Origin of the sequence: Sphingosinicella xenopeptidilytica (assembly GCF_042676985.1) — a bacterium.
Lineage (GTDB): Bacteria > Pseudomonadota > Alphaproteobacteria > Sphingomonadales > Sphingomonadaceae > Sphingosinicella > Sphingosinicella xenopeptidilytica.
Window position 1 is genome coordinate 1 of the sequence record NZ_JBHTIK010000008.1, and the last position, 18560, is coordinate 18560.

General features: G+C 65.0%; 27 protein-coding genes. 19 read left to right on the forward strand and 8 right to left on the reverse strand.

Annotated elements, in window-relative coordinates; genetic code table 11:
- The first annotated feature begins 486 nt into the window (after positions 1–486).
- From ACFQ00_RS12590 to ACFQ00_RS12655, 14 genes are all read left to right on the forward strand, one after another.
- A complete protein-coding gene (locus tag ACFQ00_RS12590; RefSeq protein ID WP_271258761.1) occupies positions 487–693 on the forward strand; it encodes a cold-shock protein in 207 nt (68 codons plus the stop codon).
- Between the two features lie 110 nt (positions 694–803).
- Positions 804–965, forward strand: coding sequence for a hypothetical protein (locus ACFQ00_RS12595; protein ID WP_381491298.1), 162 nt, complete (start codon positions 804–806; stop codon positions 963–965).
- Between the two features lie 29 nt (positions 966–994).
- Positions 995–1216, forward strand: coding sequence for a hypothetical protein (locus tag ACFQ00_RS12600; RefSeq protein WP_381491300.1), 222 nt, complete (start codon positions 995–997; stop codon positions 1214–1216).
- Complete coding sequence (locus ACFQ00_RS12605) at positions 1213–1473, forward strand: hypothetical protein (protein ID WP_381491303.1); 261 nt, start codon at positions 1213–1215, stop codon at positions 1471–1473. Before ACFQ00_RS12600 ends, ACFQ00_RS12605 begins: the two co-directional genes overlap by 4 nt.
- Positions 1474–1606: 133 nt before the next feature.
- The gene (locus ACFQ00_RS12610) at positions 1607–1939 is read left to right on the forward strand and encodes a YegP family protein (protein ID WP_381491305.1); all 333 of its coding nucleotides are present in this window, start codon (positions 1607–1609) and stop codon (positions 1937–1939) included.
- A 35-nt stretch (positions 1940–1974) separates the two neighbouring features.
- Complete coding sequence (locus ACFQ00_RS12615) at positions 1975–2256, forward strand: hypothetical protein (protein ID WP_381491308.1); 282 nt, start codon at positions 1975–1977, stop codon at positions 2254–2256.
- Between the two features lie 72 nt (positions 2257–2328).
- Positions 2329–4410 (forward strand): S9 family peptidase, encoded by a 2082-nt coding sequence (locus ACFQ00_RS12620; RefSeq protein ID WP_381491311.1) that lies wholly within the window; start codon positions 2329–2331, stop codon positions 4408–4410.
- 180 nt (positions 4411–4590) lie between these two features.
- Entirely contained in the window at positions 4591–5121 is a 531-nt protein-coding gene (locus tag ACFQ00_RS12625) for a PEP-CTERM sorting domain-containing protein (protein WP_381491313.1), read from the forward strand.
- Positions 5122–5190: 69 nt separating this feature from the next.
- Positions 5191–5670 carry a hypothetical protein gene (locus ACFQ00_RS12630; protein WP_381491315.1) on the forward strand — a complete coding sequence of 160 codons (480 nt, stop codon included), beginning with the start codon at positions 5191–5193 and terminating at the stop codon, positions 5668–5670.
- Positions 5671–5703: 33 nt separating this feature from the next.
- Positions 5704–6261, forward strand: a complete 558-nt coding sequence (gene ccmA, locus ACFQ00_RS12635) for a heme ABC exporter ATP-binding protein CcmA (protein ID WP_381491318.1) — start codon at positions 5704–5706, stop codon at positions 6259–6261.
- Entirely contained in the window at positions 6258–6863 is a 606-nt protein-coding gene (locus ACFQ00_RS12640; protein WP_381491321.1) for a heme exporter protein CcmB, read from the forward strand. Before ccmA ends, ACFQ00_RS12640 begins: the two co-directional genes overlap by 4 nt.
- 65 nt (positions 6864–6928) lie before the next feature.
- Positions 6929–7111 carry a YegP family protein gene (locus ACFQ00_RS12645; RefSeq protein ID WP_381491324.1) on the forward strand — a complete coding sequence of 61 codons (183 nt, stop codon included), beginning with the start codon at positions 6929–6931 and terminating at the stop codon, positions 7109–7111.
- A gap of 159 nt (positions 7112–7270) precedes the next feature.
- Complete coding sequence (locus ACFQ00_RS12650; protein ID WP_381491327.1) at positions 7271–9112, forward strand: DUF885 domain-containing protein; 1842 nt, start codon at positions 7271–7273, stop codon at positions 9110–9112.
- 79 nt (positions 9113–9191) lie between these two features.
- Positions 9192–9740 (forward strand): cytochrome b, encoded by a 549-nt coding sequence (locus tag ACFQ00_RS12655; RefSeq protein ID WP_381491329.1) that lies wholly within the window; start codon positions 9192–9194, stop codon positions 9738–9740.
- A gap of 19 nt (positions 9741–9759) precedes the next feature.
- Here ACFQ00_RS12655 and ACFQ00_RS12660 read toward each other — a convergent pair whose 3' ends face one another.
- Positions 9760–10461: a VIT1/CCC1 transporter family protein gene (locus ACFQ00_RS12660; RefSeq protein ID WP_381491332.1), complete on the reverse strand. Its 702-nt coding sequence runs from the start codon at positions 10459–10461 to the stop codon at positions 9760–9762.
- A 65-nt stretch (positions 10462–10526) separates the two neighbouring features.
- Between ACFQ00_RS12660 and ACFQ00_RS12665 the strand changes: the two genes are divergently transcribed.
- On the forward strand, positions 10527–10952 hold the full coding sequence (locus ACFQ00_RS12665; protein WP_381491335.1) for a GFA family protein: 426 nt from the start codon (positions 10527–10529) through the stop codon (positions 10950–10952).
- Positions 10953–11022: 70 nt separating this feature from the next.
- Complete coding sequence (yghU, locus tag ACFQ00_RS12670; RefSeq protein WP_381491337.1) at positions 11023–11898, forward strand: glutathione-dependent disulfide-bond oxidoreductase; 876 nt, start codon at positions 11023–11025, stop codon at positions 11896–11898.
- A gap of 3 nt (positions 11899–11901) precedes the next feature.
- Here yghU and ACFQ00_RS12675 read toward each other — a convergent pair whose 3' ends face one another.
- From ACFQ00_RS12675 to ACFQ00_RS12685, 3 genes are all read right to left on the reverse strand, one after another.
- Positions 11902–12318, reverse strand: coding sequence for a CHRD domain-containing protein (locus ACFQ00_RS12675; protein ID WP_381491340.1), 417 nt, complete (start codon positions 12316–12318; stop codon positions 11902–11904).
- 83 nt (positions 12319–12401) lie between these two features.
- Complete coding sequence (locus tag ACFQ00_RS12680) at positions 12402–12893, reverse strand: SRPBCC family protein (RefSeq protein ID WP_381491343.1); 492 nt, start codon at positions 12891–12893, stop codon at positions 12402–12404.
- Entirely contained in the window at positions 12890–13261 is a 372-nt protein-coding gene (locus ACFQ00_RS12685) for an ArsR/SmtB family transcription factor (protein WP_381491346.1), read from the reverse strand. The genes ACFQ00_RS12680 and ACFQ00_RS12685 overlap by 4 nt, the downstream gene beginning before the upstream one ends.
- Positions 13262–13431: 170 nt before the next feature.
- On the opposite strand from ACFQ00_RS12685, the gene ACFQ00_RS12690 reads away from it, so the two are divergent.
- Together ACFQ00_RS12690 and ACFQ00_RS12695 are read left to right on the forward strand one after the other, a co-directional pair.
- Positions 13432–14538, forward strand: a complete 1107-nt coding sequence (locus ACFQ00_RS12690) for a DUF47 family protein (RefSeq protein ID WP_381491349.1) — start codon at positions 13432–13434, stop codon at positions 14536–14538.
- Between the two features lie 12 nt (positions 14539–14550).
- Positions 14551–15564, forward strand: a complete 1014-nt coding sequence (locus ACFQ00_RS12695) for an inorganic phosphate transporter (protein ID WP_374595522.1) — start codon at positions 14551–14553, stop codon at positions 15562–15564.
- Between the two features lie 48 nt (positions 15565–15612).
- Here ACFQ00_RS12695 and ACFQ00_RS12700 read toward each other — a convergent pair whose 3' ends face one another.
- Entirely contained in the window at positions 15613–16686 is a 1074-nt protein-coding gene (locus ACFQ00_RS12700) for an amidohydrolase family protein (protein ID WP_381491352.1), read from the reverse strand.
- A gap of 134 nt (positions 16687–16820) precedes the next feature.
- Here ACFQ00_RS12700 and ACFQ00_RS12705 point away from each other — a divergent pair, with 134 nt between their 5' ends.
- Positions 16821–17402, forward strand: a complete 582-nt coding sequence (locus ACFQ00_RS12705; protein ID WP_381491354.1) for a TetR/AcrR family transcriptional regulator — start codon at positions 16821–16823, stop codon at positions 17400–17402.
- Between the two features lie 20 nt (positions 17403–17422).
- Here ACFQ00_RS12705 and ACFQ00_RS12710 read toward each other — a convergent pair whose 3' ends face one another.
- From ACFQ00_RS12710 to ACFQ00_RS12720, 3 genes are read right to left on the reverse strand one after another with little or no spacing between them, the layout of a single operon-like run.
- On the reverse strand, positions 17423–18040 hold the full coding sequence (locus ACFQ00_RS12710) for a glutathione S-transferase family protein (protein ID WP_381491985.1): 618 nt from the start codon (positions 18038–18040) through the stop codon (positions 17423–17425).
- A gap of 59 nt (positions 18041–18099) precedes the next feature.
- Complete coding sequence (locus tag ACFQ00_RS12715) at positions 18100–18264, reverse strand: Flp family type IVb pilin (protein WP_374595514.1); 165 nt, start codon at positions 18262–18264, stop codon at positions 18100–18102.
- 59 nt (positions 18265–18323) lie between these two features.
- On the reverse strand, positions 18324–18545 hold the full coding sequence (locus ACFQ00_RS12720; RefSeq protein WP_381491357.1) for a hypothetical protein: 222 nt from the start codon (positions 18543–18545) through the stop codon (positions 18324–18326).
- Positions 18546–18560 lie beyond the last annotated feature (15 nt).

Consider the following 18560-nt stretch of genomic DNA (forward strand, 5'->3'; position numbering starts at 1 on the left):
AACGCCGCCTCCCAAAAGACAGCCTTGAATCAACCTCCGAGTCTCCAGTCAAGCTTTGTCCACGAAACCTAGAAAAGTCGAACGTACTGGAAAGTCTCAGCTAATCATGTCGACGAAAGACCCTCACAATCCTGTTTTTAAGATCGAATTTCGCCCCCCTTCGCTCGCCGATGAATGGATGTTCCGGATACGAGGATTCAAAACCCGTTTTGGTTGAGGCCGCTTCCAAACAATTTTCATCAGGATGTAAGCGTTGAACAAGCCCCTTGTCTTCCACGTTCGATAAGAGCACTGCGTACCTACGCCGTGAGCATTGATCCCGCCTCGACATTGTAAATCGACCTCGCATACGCTATATAAGCGAGGCTGACGTTGCGCGCGACGGATTGCGGCGCTCCGGCACCCCTTTTCAGAACACCGGCCTCTCGGCACCCGCCGCCATGTGGTGCGCGGGTACGATCATGATTTGAATACTGAGACAAAGACATGCCTATCGGCACTGTAAAATTCTTCAACGCCCAGAAGGGCTACGGCTTCATCGCGCCGGAAGGCGCCGGCGAAGACGCGTTCGTCCACATTACCGCCGTTCAGATGGCGGGCATGGAGACGCTCGATAAGGACCAGCGCGTCAGCTATGAGCTGGAGCGCGATCAGCGCGGCCGCACGAGTGCGGTGAGCCTGAAATCGGCCTGAGCGCCCGCGCGCTTGGCGGGAGGTCCGGCGAGGTTCGCCGGGCCGTCCCCACGGCTGTGAAGCCAGTACGCTTCACCGGAAATACGCCGCCTGACCGGCGGCCAAGAAAAATGACAGATATGCAAACCTACAAGACCAACGGACGCCGGCACCCGGCGCGCCGCACGACTTCACCTACGCCGAATACAGCGCCCCCCAAAGGCGCGCGGCGCGAGCCCGGCGGGCTGACGCGCCAGCAGCTTCGGCAGATCGTTTATGACCTGATCGGCTGACAGCTGGTCTCAACCGAAAGAGCCTTGGCGTGAAAGACCAGACAGCATTCTACGAGGAACGCATCGCCGAGGCCCAGCGCGCCATTGCCGAGGCCATGCTCACGAACGTGCGTAAACAGGCGATCCTTGCGCGTGATCGCTGGATCGAACTCGCGCGGCAGCACACCCATAACCTGCTGGAGGGGGAGAAAGTGCGCGCCGCCAAGCTCGCCCGCGACGTGGAACGCGAACTTGCCGCCGCCGGAAAATGAAGGCGACCGAACGCTGGACGCTGGCCTTCGCCAACGCCTTCACCATAGGCGGAGTCGACGGCACGCTGCCCGCGGGCGAATATCAGGTGGAGGTGGACACGGATTCCATCCCGAACGACGGCGGATCACCGAAAGTGGTTTCTGCCTTCCTCTACGTGCGTCGTGGGGGAAAGGCCTATGCCTTCGAAGTCGATGCGGAAGAGCTCGGCCGCATCCACAAGGCCGACCGGAAGAAATCTGGAAACATGCCGCGTTGATGGCACAGACCTGATTTGGCGTTCGCCGCGAATCGGAAAATATGATATCAGTCTTTATCACCCGATTTCCGGCCGCAAGCATCTCGTGACTGAGAGACACCATGCTCCCGCTTGCACATTCGGGAGAAATCGTGTGCTTTCAATTGTAAAACGCGAAACATATTCGCTGTCTTCATTCGCTGGCGGGGAACCGGCGCCGGAAGAGATCGGCGATACCGGTTATTCGGAACTGAGACTGAACCTCACGCCGGTCTGCTATTTCGAGATCTATTGCGGGGAAGAGAAAAGGCTGACTTCCACCATACACTGCGGTGGGGACTGGCGTTGGCGCTTCTGCGCGCCGAACGGGACGATTATGGCGCGGGCCTCCGGATATCGGAGCGAGGTCGAATGCCGCGCCGCTATCGACATGCTGCGCTCCAGAGCGGCCGGCGCCAAAATTCGCGACGCCTTGCAATACGCCTGATCGGCGTACGACACCGCCAGCCTGAAGGGAACCTCATGGACCTGAACCGACTCCTCCGCCAGGAGCAGATCGCCATCATGCGGCGTGACGCGGCCATCGAACCGCACCTGCTTGCACAGTACGAGTCAGAAATTCACCGGCTCGGGCGCAGACTCGACTCTCACGCCTACCCGCACCGCCACTTCCCGGACCGCCGCCTGCGCGCCCGCGCCATGAAACTCTCGCTGATGCGCTGGGACGACGACGGAGGGGCGATCGTCGCGAAGTCCCGGAAGGCATTTGCCAATCAGGTTCGCTCGGATAAGATCGGGACATAAAGCGCCCGAAGGGAGAATTGCGCGGTAGCCTCCGCGCGTACCACGCCCTTCGCTCAGCAGGAGGGGGTGTTCATGCGCGTCTCGTCTTTCGTTTCCAGTTTTGTACTTTCCGTCGCAGCGCTGGCAGCGGCTTCTGCCGCCTCCGCCAAAGACGACACGGCGTTCCTCTCCTTCCCGATGGCGACCGAGATCAGCGCGGCACGCGCGGGCGCCTTCGCGTGGACGGTGCAGCAGGGCGACAAGACGCAGCTCTTCGCCGCATCGGGGCCCGGCTTCAAGCGCACGGCGCTGTTTACGCAAAGCGATGTGGACGGCACGCCGATCACTGGCATCCAGATTTCACCCGACGGTGCGTGGGTCGCTTTCACCACGGGGTTCGCGGCGGGCGGGTATAACCCGGCGAGCCTCATCACGCCGCCGAAGGCGACGCTGTGGCTCGTCTCCAGTGCGGGCGGTGCCACGCCGGTGAAGATCGGCGAGGGGGCTTCGCCGGAATTCACGCCGGACGGGTCGCGGCTCGTTTACCGGAGCGGGGCGGACCTGTGGGCCGTGGCCGTTGGTGCCGGCGCCGCTGATGCGAAGCCGGAGATGCTGGTGCGCGGCGGCGCGGCCTTCGCGCAGCGCGCCTGGGCGGCGGACGGGAAGAGCTTCTACTTCGTGCAGGATCGCGGCGGCTGGTCCTTCCTCGGCCGCCATACGCTCGGCAGCGACCGCGTGGAGTGGCTGGTAACGGGGGCGGATCGGCTCAGCCACCCGGTGCTTTCGCCGGACGGCAAGTCCATTGCGTACCTTCGCTGGCCGGGGCGCGAGCATACGGTGACCTACGACAATCTCGAAAATCAGTCCGTCGCCGTCGAGACGGTGGCGGCGGGCGGCGGGAAAGCGAAGACGCTGTGGCAATCAGGGCCGCGCGGCGGCTCGTTCATTTCCGACGACGACGAGGGGCTGCTGCGTTGGTCCGACAGCAAGACCATTGTGTTCCGCGCCGAGGAAGACGGCTGGGCGCGACTCTATGCGGCGAGCACGGCGGGCGGCAAGGTGCGTGCGCTGACGGGCGAAAAATGCGAGGTCGCGGAGAGCGAGCTTGCCGCGCCGGACACGCTGTTCGTCATCCACAATTGCCGCGATCTCGATACACGGCAGGCCTCGCTCATCACCGTTTCCAGCGGGCGCGAGCGCGTGGTGGAGACGAAGGACGTCGTGCTGGCGCTGGCGAGCGCGGCGGGCGACGGGCGGCATGTCGCGGTGACGGGCGGTGGGGTGGACGCTTCCGCCATGCTGCGCATCGTGGATAGTGCGACGGGCAAGGTGGCATATACGGAGATGCCCGCGGATTATGGCTATCGCCACAGTTTCGCGGCGCCGGCGCCGCAGCAGGTGCGCCTCGCGGCTTCGGATGGAGAGAGCGTGCCGGGGCAGCTTTTCCTGCCGAAGGGCAAGGGGCCGCACCCGGCGCTCGTCTATGTGCACGGCGGACCGACGCGGCAGATGTTCGCGGGCTTCCACTTCAGCGGATATTACGCGAACGACTATGCGATGAACCGGCGGCTCGCGGAGATGGGCTATGTGGTGCTCGCGCTCAACTACCGCTCGGGTGTCGGCTACGGGCGGGATTTCCGGGAGACACCCGGGCGGGCTTGGCGCAAGGCTTCCGAATACGCCGACGTGCTGGGGGCGGGGCGCTGGCTCGCAGCGCGAGCCGACGTGGACGCGAAGCGCATCGGCATCTGGGGCGGCTCCTACGGCGGGCTGCTGACCGGGCAGGCGCTGGCGCGGAACTCCGATCTGTTCGCGGCGGGCTCCGCGATCCACGGCGTGTTCGACTGGAGCTGGCCGTCGCCGGTGCCGGGGCACCTCAACCCCAGCAAGTTCTTTGGTGTGGGTGAGGCGGACAAGGCGGCGGCGCTTGCGGCCTCGCCGCTCGGCGCGGTGGCGGGCTGGCGCTCGCCCGTGCTGCTGTTCAGCGGCGACAACGACATGAATGTGGACGTGCGCGAGACGGTCGACCTCGCGCAGAAGCTGCGGCGGCAGGGTGTCGATGTGCGCACCGTGCTTCTGCCCGGCGAGTCCCACGGGCTGATCCGCTTCTCGGCATGGCAGCAGCTGTGGCGCGATCAGGCTGAGTTCTTCTCGGACACGCTCGGCAAGCGCTGAATATTGTTACGATTGCGTACTGTTAACCATAAGTATTTTGAATTTATTCAGGAATATGAACGGCAAAGCGTCGGCGGGATTTACAGGGGGAAGGCGCGTTAATCATTAAGATGGCGGAACTCCGCAACTGGCACGGTTCTTGATTCTTCGGCTTCGAGATCTGAGACAGGAGTACCGTATATGAAACGCGCTTTCTTCCTTTCCGCTGCCGCCATGCTGATCGCGGGCAGCGCGAACGCCGCGCCGGTGAGCTTCAATTTCGAGCAGGACTACGGCGCGGGCGCCAGCGTCAGCGGCAGCTTTTCGGGCGAAGACCTGAACCTCGACGGTGTGCTCACCGCGAACGAACTCACCGACTTCTCGGCCTTCTGGAGCGGCGGCAGCGACGCGTGGAACCCGGAAAGCTTCGAACTCGGCGGCATCGACAGCTTCGTCTACGACTTCGGCGAATATCTGACCGAAGTCATCGTGTTCGGCACGGGCGGCGCGGACTGGGTGCTGAACGCCTATTACACCGGCGTCGAGGACCGCTTCTCGGGCGTCGCCGAGACGTGGAACGCCGTGCGCGTGTGGGCTGCGGCGCTTCCCGAGGTCGCAGCAATCCTGCCCGCCGTCGAAACGCCGACCGCAGACGTGCCGGAACCGGCGGCGCTCGCGCTGTTTGGTCTCGGCCTTGCCGGCCTCGCGCTCGGCCGCCCGCGCCGCAAATAATCGATGCGGAATCGCAACGACCTCTCCCCTGTGATACACTCCCGGAAAAGGGAAAATGGAGGGGTCGTAATGCGTAAGCGTTGGGTAGCGGCCGCGGTCTTTCTGGCGGCGGCCGGGTTCAGCGGATCGGCGGCGGCGCGCTGTGTGCTCCCGATCCTGGTGCAGCGGGATGCGGACGAAGCCGCGAAATACCTGCTGGCGAGCGAGGCGCTGGTGATCGACGGCATCGTCCGCGAGTTGCCGCGCGGCGACGGCACGCTGTTCCAGCGCATCGAGGTGATCCAGTACCTGAAAGGCAAGGGCGCGGAGTCGATCGACATCTGGCCCGGCCCGGGCAAGCCCACGCGCCACGAAATCCTGAACACCGACGACTGGGGCCGTATCGACGCCCCCGCCGGCTCCCGCGTGGTGACGGCGCTCCGGCAGACCCCCTACGGCTGGACCGTGGGCGAATGCGCCTATCAGGCGCTCGCCGTGCCGGGTGTCGAGACCGCGCTGCGCGAGACGACGACCGTGCGCATCAAGCCTGAAAAACCCAAGAAGAAGTAGCGCGCGCAGACGCGAGCCGTTAGGGCGGAGGGCATGGGGGACACGCTCATCCGCGCCGAAAATCTCGCCTGCGTGCGCGGCGGTCGGCTGCTGTTCGAAGGCCTGTCGCTTGCCGTCGGGGCAGGAGAGGCGCTGCGCGTGACCGGGCCGAACGGCAGCGGCAAATCGAGTCTGCTGCGCTGTCTCGCCGGACTGCTTCCGCCCGCTGCGGGCCGTATCGAACACCCGGCAAAAATCGCCTGGCTGGGGCATGAGAACGCTTTGAAGCCGGGGCGCACGCTTGGGCAGGAACTCGGCTGGTGGGCGCGAATGGATGACACGCAGGCCCTGTTTGCGCTGGGGCTGGAAACGCTCGGCGACGTGCCGGTCAGGATGCTTTCTGCAGGGCAGAAACGGCGCGCGGCGCTGGCGCGGGTGATCGCCTCGGGCGCGGCGCTGTGGTTGCTGGATGAACCCGGCGCGGGGCTCGATGCCGCGAACGCCAAGGCCCTGTCGGCGGCGATCGGCGCACATCTTGCGGCGGGCGGCGGCGCGATCGTGGTGACGCATGGCGAGACCGATGTGCCGGGCGCGCGGGAGCTGGCGCTGTGAGCTTCTGGCGTCTTGTCTCCCGCGGTGTGGACATCGGCGCGGGCGGCCTCATCCCGCTCGTCTTCTTCGTGATGGTCGCGAGCATGACTGCGTTCGCGATCGGGCCGGACGCCGCCCTGCTCGCGCGCGTCGGCGCGGGCAGTCTGTGGGTGGCGGCACTGCTCGCGGCGCTGCTGCCGGTGGGAACGCTCGTTGCCGAGGACGTCGCCGACGGCACGATGGACCAGCTGCGCGTGCGCGGCATCGCGCCCGAGACGATCATGGCGGCACGGCTCACAGCGCACTGGCTCGGCTTTGCGCCTGCGCTGCTCGTCGCGGCGGTGATCGGTGGCGCGATGCTGAACGCCGATGTTCCCGCGCTGGTGACGGGCCTTGCGCTTGGCACGCCCGCGCTCGCCGGGCTCGGGCTGGTGGCTGCTGCGCTCGTCGCCGGCGCGCGGGGCGGGCCTGCGCTTGCCGGGCTCATCGTGCTGCCGCTCGCGCTCCCCGTGCTCATTTTCGGCAGCGCCGGAGAGCTGCGCCTGCTCGCCGCGTCGAGCCTTGTCGTCACCGCGTTTGCGCCGTTCGCGGCGGCGGCTGCGCTCCGGCAGGGCGACGGCTGAATAGCCCTTGCGCGTCAGGCGCTTCCGGTTAGGCTGGCGTCGTTCAACGGTCAGGGAGAACGGGCATGGCCTATACGTTCGAAATCACCAAGGACAAGGCGGGCGAATACCGCGTCGCCTTCAAATACAATTCCGAAAAGATGTTCACGACCGAAGGCTATTCGAGCAAGGCAAGCGCGAAGAATGCCATCGAGTCCATGAAGAAGAACGGCCCCGGCGCCGACGTGGTCGACAGCTCGGACGGCTGACGGCGGCGTTTTGGGCAGCGGCTTTAGGGCTCGTTGCCGCGACTGGTCTTGAAATCGTCGTGCGCGCCGCGATCCCACGCTGATCGTGTGAACGTCTTTGGAGGCGGTGTGGCCGCATATCTGCGCAAGCCTGCAACGCGCTGAGGAGCCAATAGGATCATGACGCCGCTCGCACGCCGCCATTTTCTCCTGTCAGGGAGCGCTCTGGCCACACTGCAATTCATTCCCGGCGCCCTGCAGGCATCGGAGGCAACGACTGCCGCCGACGCAGCCGCAGAACGAATGCTTGGCGGTGTCGCGGAAGCCCTGCTTGCCGAGCACCCCGAAAATGCCGGTGCGCTCGGGCTGGACACTGGCATGCGCCGTGCGCTCAAATCGCGGCTGACGGATCGTTCGCCAGATGGGGTCCAGCAGCTTGCCGCAGCGGCAAGGCAAAGGCTGGCGCAGCTCCGCGCAATCAACCCCGATCAGCTCGGACCGGAAGCACGCACGCATGTCGCGGTCACGACGGCGGCCCATGCGCTGGCGGTGGAGGGCTTTGGTTTCGGCTTTGGCGATACCGCGATGCTCAACCAGCTCTGGTCCTATCGCAACGCTCCGTATGTCGTCGCACAGAATATGGGCGCCTTTGTCGAGATTCCGGATTTCCTCGAAAACAGCCATCCCATCGCAGGGGCCGCCGACGCCGACGCGTATCTGGCCCGTATGGAAGCCTATGCACTGGCGCTGGATGGCGAAACCGCTCGCTTGTCGCACGATCGCGGCATCGGCGTTGTCGCGCCCGGCTTCCTGTTGGACAAGACGCTTCGGCAGATGAAGGCCGCGCGCGCGCAGCCCATCAGCGGATGGGGCCTGGTTTCCTCTGTCGCGCGGCGTACCGAAAACATCGCCGGCGGCTACGCGGCGCAGGCTGCCCGGATCGCCGCAGACAAGGTTGCTCCCGCGCTCGATCGCCAGATCGCGGAATTGGAGCGTCATCGCGCAGTGGCCACCGCCGACGCGGGCGTTTGGAAGCTGCCCCAGGGCGATGCCTATTATGATTGGGCGCTGCGCGCGGCGACCACTTCAAATCTGTCCCCCGACGAGGTGCACCAGCTCGGGCTGGAACAGGTGAAATCGCTGGCCGCACGGATGGATGTGCTGCTGCGCGCCGAGGGGCTTACGCGCGGTACTGTTGGAGAGCGAATGACCGCGCTCGGCAAGGATCCGCGCCACCTTTTCCCCAACACCGATGCCGGGCGCGCGCAGATTCTGGATTATATCAACGGCCGCATCACCGACATCCGCGCCCGTATGCCGCGCGCCTTTGCAACACTTGTTCCCGGCAATCTCGTTGTAAAGCGGGTGCCGCCCGAAATCGAGGCTGGGGCGCCCGGCGGCTCGGCAACCGCGGGCACCATGGATGGCTCCGTGCCGGGCATCTTTTTCATCAACCTGCGCGACACGGCGATATCGCCGCGTTTCGGTTTGCCGACCCTCACCTATCACGAGGGGATTCCGGGGCACGTGTGGCAGGGCGAGTATAGCTACAAGCTGCCGCTCATCCGCTCGTTGCTGGCGTTCAATGCCTATTCGGAAGGTTGGGCGCTATACGCCGAGCAACTTGCCGACGAACTCGATGTCTATGAAGGCGATCCGCTCGGGCGGCTGGGTTATCTCCAGTCCATTTCATTCCGTGCCTGCCGCCTTGTCGTTGACACCGGATTGCACGCCAAGCGCTGGACCCGTGAACAGGCGATAGACTGGTTCGCCACCACAAATGGTTCGCCGATCGGGGAAGTCAGCAGCGAAGTTGATCGTTATTGCGCCTGGCCCGGCCAGGCCTGCGGCTACAAGGCCGGGCAGAACGAGATCAACCGCCTGCGCGAGAAGGCGATGGCCGCGCTTGGAACCCGCTATGATCTGCGGCTGTTCAACGATGCTGTGGTGAAGGCGGGCGGCGTGCCCATGACAGTGCTGGAACAGCTGATCGACGCGCATATCGCGACGTCTCGCATTTAGGATCCGGCCCGTCAGCGAGGCGTCAGCGAGCCGATGATAGCGGTGGTCGTGGTTCTATTTCTGGGGTGAGGCGAGGGCGATGGCTGAATCGATTGTTACCGCGCGCTATGGCAAGGCGACGATTGCACTGCATTGGGTGATGCTGTTGCTGCTGGCGGCGGTGTTCGCGACGATCGAGATGCGTGTGCTCTTCGAGCGTGGTAGCGAGACGCGCGAGTTCGTGAAGTCGCTGCATTTCATGCTGGGGCTTTCGGTGCTTGTGTTCGTCGCCGTCCGCATCGCCGCGCGTGTCGCTGGCGGCACGCCGCCGATATCGCCGCGTCCGCCGGTGTGGCAGACCGCAGCAGCCCATGCCGTGCACGCCGCGCTCTATCTTTTCATGATCGGTATGCCGATCGCGGGCTGGCTGATCCTGAGCGCGGAGGGCGAGCCGATCCCCTTCTTCGGTCTCGAACTGCCGCCGCTCGTGTCCCCCAGCGAAGCGCTTGCCGAACAGGTCGAGGAAATCCACGAGACAGCCGGAGAGGTGGGCTATTACCTGATCGGCCTGCACGCAGCGGCTGCGCTGTTTCACCACTATGTGATGCGCGACAACACGCTCCTCAGGATGTTGCCCGGCCGGGGATGACCGATCGGGTGCAGCCCGTTCAGACCACGGTTCCGAACAGGCGGCCGATCCCGGCGGTGACGGCAAGCGCGAGAATGCCCCAGAAGGTGACGCGCGCCATCGCCTTCCAGACGTTCGCGCCGCCCGCCCGCGCGCCGACGGCGCCGAGCGCGGCGAGGCAGACGAGCGACGTGGCCGAGACGGCGGGAATGATGAGTGCCTGCGGTGCGGCGACCACGGCGAGCAGCGGCAGCGCCGCGCCGACCGAGAAGGTGACGGCGGAGGTGAGCGCAGCCTGCACCGGACGCGCCGCGGTTACCTCCGAAATGCCAAGCTCGTCGCGCGCGTGCGCGCCGAGCGCATCCTTCGCCATCAGCTGATCGGCGACCTGATGCGCGAGCCCGGTTTCGAGGCCGCGATCCATGTAGATGCGGGCAAGCTCCTCGCGTTCGAAGCGCGGCTGGGTGGCGAGCTCTCCCCGTTCCCGCGCGAGATCGGCGGCTTCCGTGTCCGCCTGCGAGCTGACCGAGACATATTCGCCTGCCGCCATCGACATCGCGCCCGCGACGAGCGCTGCCACGCCGGCGATCAGCACGTCGGACGGACCTGCTGCTGCGGCGGCGACGCCGACGATGAGGCTCGCGGTTGAAACGATGCCGTCGTTCGCGCCGAGCACGGCGGCACGCAGCCAGCCGATGCGTGCGACGAGGTGATTTTCCCTGTGCCGACGTGCCATCAGCATCCTCCCAATGTCCCAGCGTTGCTGTTAGCATCCTGCGCGCCGGGAAGGCGAGAGAGGGGTGCGAAATGGACATGGGCGCGGAACTGAACGGTGCCTGCCACTGCGGGCGCGTGCGATTCCACGTGACGTTGACGGACGGCCTCAGGACGGCGCGGCGCTGCACCTGCTCCTACTGCCGGATGCGGGGCGCCGTGGCGATCTCGGCGGACGCGGGCAGCCTTCGCATCCTTTCCGGCACGGAAGTGCTGGCCACGTACAAGTTCAACACCGGTACGGCCGAGCATCATTTCTGCAGTGTGTGCGGGATCTACACGTTTCACCGACGGCGCTCGAACCCTGGCGAATACGGCGTGAACGCTGCCTGCCTTGAAGGCGTGAGCCCGTTCGATTTCGCCGAGGTGCCGGTGCTCGACGGTGAAAATCATCCCGCGGACACAGGCGGCAGCGCGCGGCTGGCGGGCGTACTCCGGTTCGAACGCGCGAAAGACTGAGACGGCGCGAGAGGGGGGTGGCGGATCGCTGCGGGCGTTCCTATCTGCTGGTTTCAAGCAGGAGATCAGCATGAGCGAACCGTCCGACTACGTGCCGCCGAAGGTTTGGACCTGGGATCAGGGAGGCGGCGGACAGTTCGCTTCGATCAACCGGCCCATCGCGGGGCCGACGCACGACAAGGCGCTGCCGGTGGGGAAGCATCCGCTGCAGCTCTATTCGCTCGGCACGCCCAACGGGCAGAAGGTTACAATCCTGCTCGAAGAGCTGCTTGTGGCCGGATATTCGGGTGCCGAGTACGACGCGTGGCTGATCAACATCATGGCGGGTGATCAGTTCGGTTCGGGGTTCGTGGACGTGAACCCGAATTCGAAGATCCCGGCGCTTGTCGACCGCAGCGGTGCGGAGCCGGTGCGCGTGTTCGAAAGCGGCGCCATCCTCGTGTACCTTGCGGAAAAGTTTGGCGCGTTCCTGCCGAAAGACGGCGCGGCGCGCGCGGAAGCGCTCTCGTGGTTGTTCTGGCAGATGGGGAGCGCGCCTTTCCTCGGCGGCGGCTTCGGGCATTTCTATGCCTATGCGCCGGAGAAGATCGAATATGCGATCAACCGCTACGCGATGGAGGTGAAGCGCCAGCTCGACGTGCTGAACCGGCGGCTCGCGGACTTCGAATATGTTGCGGGCGCGGATTACACGGTCGCCGATATGGCGATCTGGCCGTGGTACGGGGGCCTGGTGCGCGGCGAGCTTTACGGCGATTCCGCGACCTTCCTTTCCGTGCACGAATACGAACATGTACAGCGCTGGGCGGGGCAACTCGGCGATCGGCCGGGCTTGCGGCGCGGACGCATGGTGAACCGCCGCACCGGGCCGCTCGAGGACCAGCTCCACGAGCGCCACGATGCGAGCGACTTCGACACGAAGACCGCCGACAAGCTGGCGGCGGAATAGCCGCTAGCGACCGAGCTGGCCGCGCAGCGCGCCCTTCGGGTGCGAGGCGTTGTGGACGTTGACGTAGTAGTCCGCAGGCTTCGCGAGGATTGCGTTGACGACTTCGGCATCTGCCTTGACGCAGCCCTTCGATGCGCCCTTGGCGGGAGGATCGAGCGTGACGACGGGCGGGCCGGCGACGCCTGTCGCACCCTTGTGGATATGCGCCATCGTGGCCGTGTCGATACCGCTTACGTCGAGCGTGTAGCAGACCTCGGGCTTGGTGCTGTCGAGCGTCACGCTCGCTGTGCCCTTGCCGTCGGCGTCCCCGGGGCCGGGAACCTCGGCGGCGCCCGTGAGATGGATCTGCATCGTCACGGGCGCGGCGGCGGCGGGGGTGATGATCATTGCGGCGCCCAGAAGTGCAAGTGCCGTTCGCATCGCGTTTCTCCTCAAGTTGTGAAAGGCCGAAATATCGGCGGCGAATTCCTGTTCGCCAAAACGCTTCCGGGCGCTGCTGGTTCCTAATGTATCGAGGCCTTGATGTGCGCGACGAGCTGGTCGACGACTGTGCCCCAGCCTTCGTGGAACCCCATCTCCTCATGCTGTTTTCGCGTCTCTTCGTTGCCGTGGATAGCGATCGCGGTGTAGCGCGTGCCGGTCGCGGTCGGTTCCAGCAGCAGCGCGGCGGTGAAGAACGGCTTCGGTGCGGGGCGGAAGCCGGGGAGCAGCGTGTCGGTGAAGACGAGGCGCTGGTTCGGCACGACTTCGAGATAACAGCCGCTGTTCGGGAACTCCTGTCCCTCGGGTGAGCGCATCACGGTGTTGAATTTTCCGCCGGGACGCAGGTCGATCTCGCACGAACTCACCGACCACGGCTTCGGGCAGAACCATTCCTTGATGCTGTCGGGCGTCGTCCAAGCCTCCCACACGAGTTCGACGGGAACGTCGATCTCGCGTTCGAGTACAAGGTCAAGCGTGGGGTCGGGGGTGAACGTAAACAGGTTGGACGTCATTCCGATCTCTCCTTCTTCATTTTCAGCAGATAGGCATCGAGCCGGTCCAGCCTGCGCTCCCACATCGTGCGCTGCCTGCCCAGCCAGTCTTCGGCGACCTGAAGCCGTTCGGGGGCGAGTTCATAGGTTCTGACCCGCCCTTCCTTTTTCGAGCGTACCAGCCCTGCGCCTTCGAGCACCCTGAGGTGTGCGACGAACGAGGGCAGCGCCATCCGGTGATCCGCCGCGAGGTCGCTGACCGAGGCGGGCTTCGCGCTCAGCCGTTCGAGCACGCTGCGGCGCGTCGGGTCCGACAAGGCGCGGAAGATGCCGTCGATCACTGCGTGTGGCGGCGGCGCTGACGGCGCGCTGTGCATTCCGGGGATCATGCGCGGCTCCTTTCGTTTGGCGTGCATAGGCAAGGAAAATACTTAGGTCAATTCCTAAGTATGGACCGTATGCTTGCGCAGCTTAAAAAATCTGTCATCAGACCGTCACAAAACTGTCGCAAAGCGCGCTGTCGCAGACGGGGGACGTTTTCATTCGCCAGATTGCCGCCTTGCCCTATCGATCGGAGGGAACCGCGATCGATGCGCCCGTGCGCATCCTTCTCGTGACCTCCAGGAGCAGCCGGCGCTGGGTGATCCCCAAGGGCAATGTCACCAAGGGAATGGCGCCCCACGCCGCCGCGGCCGACGAAGCGGAGGAAGAGGCGGGCGTGCGCGGCGCGGTGTGCCCGACGCCGCTCGGTTCGTATCGCTACCGCAAGCGGCGCAGCAACGGCGCCTCGCTGATGGTCGATGTTGACGTCTTCCCGCTCGCCGTGACGCGCGAGCTGGAGCGCTGGAAGGAGCAGGACGAGCGCGAGCGCCGCTGGTTCACGCTCGCTGAGGCGGCGGAAGCGGTGGATGAGGACGACCTGCGCGATCTCATCCGCTCCTTCGGCGCGTCCGAATTCAATGCCGCCGCCCGCCGTACCGGGATGCTGACCGCCGTGGCCCAAAAATCGAGGATTCCCCACATGTTCGCTTGGTTCCAGCGCCTGCTTCCCAAGACGGGCAATTTCTTTGAACTGTTCGAGGCGCACGCGATGACCGTCGTCGCCGCGGCGGACGCGCTCTCGCGGCTCCTTGAAAACGGCTCTTCCGCAGAGGATCACATCCGCGAGGTGATCGAGCGTGAACACGACGCCGACGACATCATCCGCGAGGTGCTGCACACCGTGCGCCGCACCTTCCTGACGCCGTTCGATCGCGGCGCGATCACCAGCCTCATCGGCGCGATGGACGACGCGATCGACGAGATGCAGGCAACCGTTTCGGCGATCTCGCTCTACGAGGTTGGCGAGTTCGAACAGGAAATGCGCGATATGACCGCGATCATCGTGGACGGCGCCCGGCTCGCCGCCGAGGCGATGCCGCTGTTGCGCGACGTGGGGCGCAACGGCCAACGCCTCCACGAGCTCACCGAGCGGCTGGTGCGCATGGAAGGCCACGCCGACGAGATTCACGCAATCGGTGTGAAGAAGGCGTTCAAGCAATACGGCGCGAGCGACACGCTGCGCTTCATCGTCTCGCGCGAAATCTACAAGCACCTCGAGCGCATCGTCGACGCGCTCGAAGATGTCGCGAACGAGATCGACGGCATCGTCATCGATCACGCCTGACGACACGATACAATGCACGAACTCGCGTTACCGCTGCTTATCGGCCTCATCGTCATCGCGCTTGCGTTCGATTTCCTGAACGGGCTTCACGACGCGGCGAATTCGATCGCGACCGTCGTCGCGACGCGTCTGCTCGGGCCGGTGCAGGCGGTCGCCTTCGCGGCGGCGTTCAACTTCGCCGCCTATTTCCTCAGCCTCGCCTTTCCCGAATTGCACAAGGTCGCCGAAACGATCGGCAAGGGCATCATCGACAAGGATCTGGTGACGCCCGCCGTGGTGTTCGGCGCGCTCATCGGCGCGATGTTCTGGAACGTCGTCACGTGGCTGAAGGGCATCCCGTCCTCGTCGAGCCACGCGCTCGTCGGCGGCATCGTAGGCGCGGGCGTGGCGCACGCGGGCATGTCCGGCATCGAATGGAGCGGGCTCAACAAGACGCTGATCGCGATCGTGCTCTCGCCGCTGCTCGGCATGTTCCTCTCGATGCTCATCATGCTGCTGACGAGCTGGCTGATGAAAGATGCAACGGCGCGCGGGGCGGAGCGCGGATTCCGCTACCTGCACCTCGCCTCGTCCGCCGCCTATTCGATCAGCCACGGCCTCAACGACGCGCAGAAGACGATGGGGATCATCACCGTGCTCCTCTATTCGACCGGCCATCTGCAGGGCGAATTCCATGTGCCGCACTGGGTGGCGATCAGCTGCTACATCGCGATCGCGCTCGGCACGCTTTCGGGCGGCTGGAAGATCATCGAAACGATGGGATCGCGCATCACCAAGCTTTCGCAGCACCAGGGCTTCAGCGCGTCGGCGGGTGGCTCTGTGATGGTGTTCACCGCCTCGCTGCTCGGCATCCCGGTCTCGACGACGCACACGATCACCGGCTGCGTCGTCGGCGCCGGCACCGCCCGCCGCGCCTCCGCCGTGCGCTGGGGCGTTGCGCAGAACGTGGTGATGGCGTGGGTGATCACCATTCCCGCATCCGCGGCGGTGGGGGCGATCTTCTACATGATTACGCGGCTGTTTTAAGGGCGGGGCCCGCTGGATGAATCGCTGCAGTCAGGGGCTCGCGGGGTCTTAATTACCCTTGATCCACTCCGCCCGCAGATACGGCGCCACATTCTCGCAAAGCGTCGTCCATTCGGCGTCTGTCACCGGAAGTGCCTTCCGCTCGGCGGCGAAATATTCGGCCGGGGGCGTGAGCGCGGGCCAGTCGCTGGCGAGGACGAAGCGGTCGAGGCCGATCTTGCGCATCTGGGCGACGTAGGCGGCGCGCCATTCGTCGGCGGTGCGGGTTTCAATGCCCTCTGTCGGAACGCTCGCGAGCTTCGAAAGGTCGAGCTGGGCGACGGCGGATATGTCGAGCACGAGGTTGGCGGTGCCGGGAGCCTTGCGCTCTATGGCGTCGCCATAGAGGCGAAGGGCTTCCAGCGTCGCGGCATCGATGCCGCCGAAGCCGCCGCCGTGCGCGATCTGCACGGGGAGGTCGCCCGCCTCTGACAGCACGGTGTCGATGAAGGTGGCGATGTTCGCGTTCGAGAACGGCGCCGCGCCGCGCAGGTGGACGACGAGCGGCATCCGCGCCTTGCTCGCGGCGGCGAAGAAGGCGGCAAGCGTTTTGACCTGATCGGGATTGCCGAGATCGAGACCGCTGTTACCGAGGTGGAGCTTCACGCCCGACGCGCCGGGCTGGCGCGACCAGTATTCGAGTTCGTCGAGCGCATTGCCCAGAAACGGATTGATGCCGACAAACGCGACGAGGCGGCCGTTCGAGGCCAGCGCCTGGTCGACATTGAAGCGATTCTCGGCACGCATCCGCCGGGCCATCTCCTCGGGGGCGAGCGGGACGGCGGAGAAGCCGAACATGTAGCCGGCGGACAGCAGCACACCCTGGTGAATGCCTGCGCGATCGAGTTCATGCACGGCATCGCCGCCCATGCGCACCTTGAAGATGTCCCCGGAGATGCCTTCAAAGACACCCGGCATCGCCTTCTGCATGTCCTGCAGCCAATCGGTGATGAGCGCGCTCTGGATATGCATATGGTGATCGGCGCGCGGGGCGGGTTCCGCGAGCGCACCGGTGCTGCTGAACAGGATTGCCGCTGTCAGCATCGCGCGGCGCGCGGTGCGCGCCTGTCTTGCCCAGATCATCGTCTCCACCCCCAATAAAATGAACTAATATTCATTTTTCGAATATCCTGAGAGATTCGTCAAGTTAAAATGAATTTCTGTTCATTTTGATATGTGTGCCGTAAAGGCCTCCTCATCGAAGAGCGGGAAATCCAATGCCGAAGCGCGATTCTACCCATATGACGGCACAGCGGGAGCGCATCCTGCAGGCGGCGCTCGGCTGCATTGGCGCTTATGGCGTCGAAGGCACGTCCATCGCGCATATCCGAAAGGCCGCGGGCCTCAGTGCGGGAACGATCTATCGCTATTTCGCGAGCAAGGAGGATCTCGTCGTCGCTGCGCTGGAGCATTTTTCAACATACGAGACAGCGGTTCCCATCCCCGGGAACTGGGCCGAATATCGTGCGGGGCTGATGAAGGAAAAGCGCCCGACCGGGCTCAGCTCCGCCGAGCTGGACAGTGCCATGCTGCACCTCATGGCGGCGGCGCTTTCGGCCGATTATCTGCGCGCGGCGATCCGACCCGTCATCGAACGCAATCTCGCCGAACAGCGGCAGGTGGTGGAGGCGCTGGTGAAGGCCGGCGGCATCGAAATCGCCGGGACGCCTGAAGAGACGGTGCGCGCAGTCGCGGCGGTAGGCATCGGCATGTCGTGGCTCGCGGCGCTCTCCGGCCAATCGGCCGAAGCTGCGGCGGAAGAGGCGGCCGGGATCATCGACCGCCTCGTTAGGCTCTAAACTGCGATAACCAAACTCGGCTATGCCTGCTTCGGCATGTCCGCGTCGTCGAGTTCTGTCGCGCGCAGGTGCGCCGGGCGGGCTTCGAGGCGCTTCCAATAGGCCTCGAACGCGGGGCGCTTTTCCATGCTGCCGAACTGCAGGCCCCAGAAGATGTGCGAGCCGACGTAGACGTCCGCAGCGGTGAAGCTGTCGCCTGCGATATAGGGCGCGGCGCTGACGGCCTTCTCGAGCGTGTCCATCACATGCGCGAAGCAGCCGTAGCCGACCATCATCTGCTTGTCGGCGGGCACCTCGACGCCGAGCGTGCGGTCCGCGATCGCCGCTTCGAGCGGGCCCGCCGCAAAGAACAGCCAGCGGTAGTAGCTGCCGCGATTCTGTGGCGCGGGGGCGAGGTTCGCCTGTGGGAAGGCGTCGGCAAGGTAGGCGCAGATCGCGGCGCCTTCGGTGACGACCGTGTCGCCGTGGCGGATCGCGGGTACCTTGCCCATCGGGTTGATGGCGAGATAGGCCGGGGCCTTCATCGTGGACCCGTACTCAAGGATTTCGGTGCGGTAATCCGCGCCTGCCTCCTCCAGCATCCAGCGCGCGATGCGGCCGCGCGACATCGGGTTCGTGTAGAGCACGAGATCGGTCATCATCCATCCCCTTCGAATCGGAAAGAAGGGAACATATCAGGAACAGTTGGGCGTGTCGATCAGCGTGTCATGGCGTTGGTGATGCTGCTGAACACGTCGACTAGGGAGAGACCGAGCATCTGGAACGCGATGATCGCCGCGAGCGAGATGAGCGCGGCGATGAGCCCATACTCGATGGCGGTTGCACCCCTGCGGCTGACGAGAAGACGGCGAAAAATACGCATCGATCCGATCCCCTGCGATGTTGCAGTACAAGGTATCGGGCGCACGGGTTGCCGAAGCGTTACCGGCCTTTCATCGCGCTCGTTGCGGTTTCGAGGATGTCGACGACGAAATAGCCGAGCACGGCCGCGACGACGATAATGATCACGATGGTGACGACGAGGCGGCGGCCACCGCCGCGTGCTGCCGCGCTGCGTGGTGGTTGGGGTGCGGAGGGCATCGGAGCATCATCCTCCATGCCGGTGCCGACCTTCCAGTTCGACTCTGGTGGCTTTGCCATCATTGGATACTATGGCGA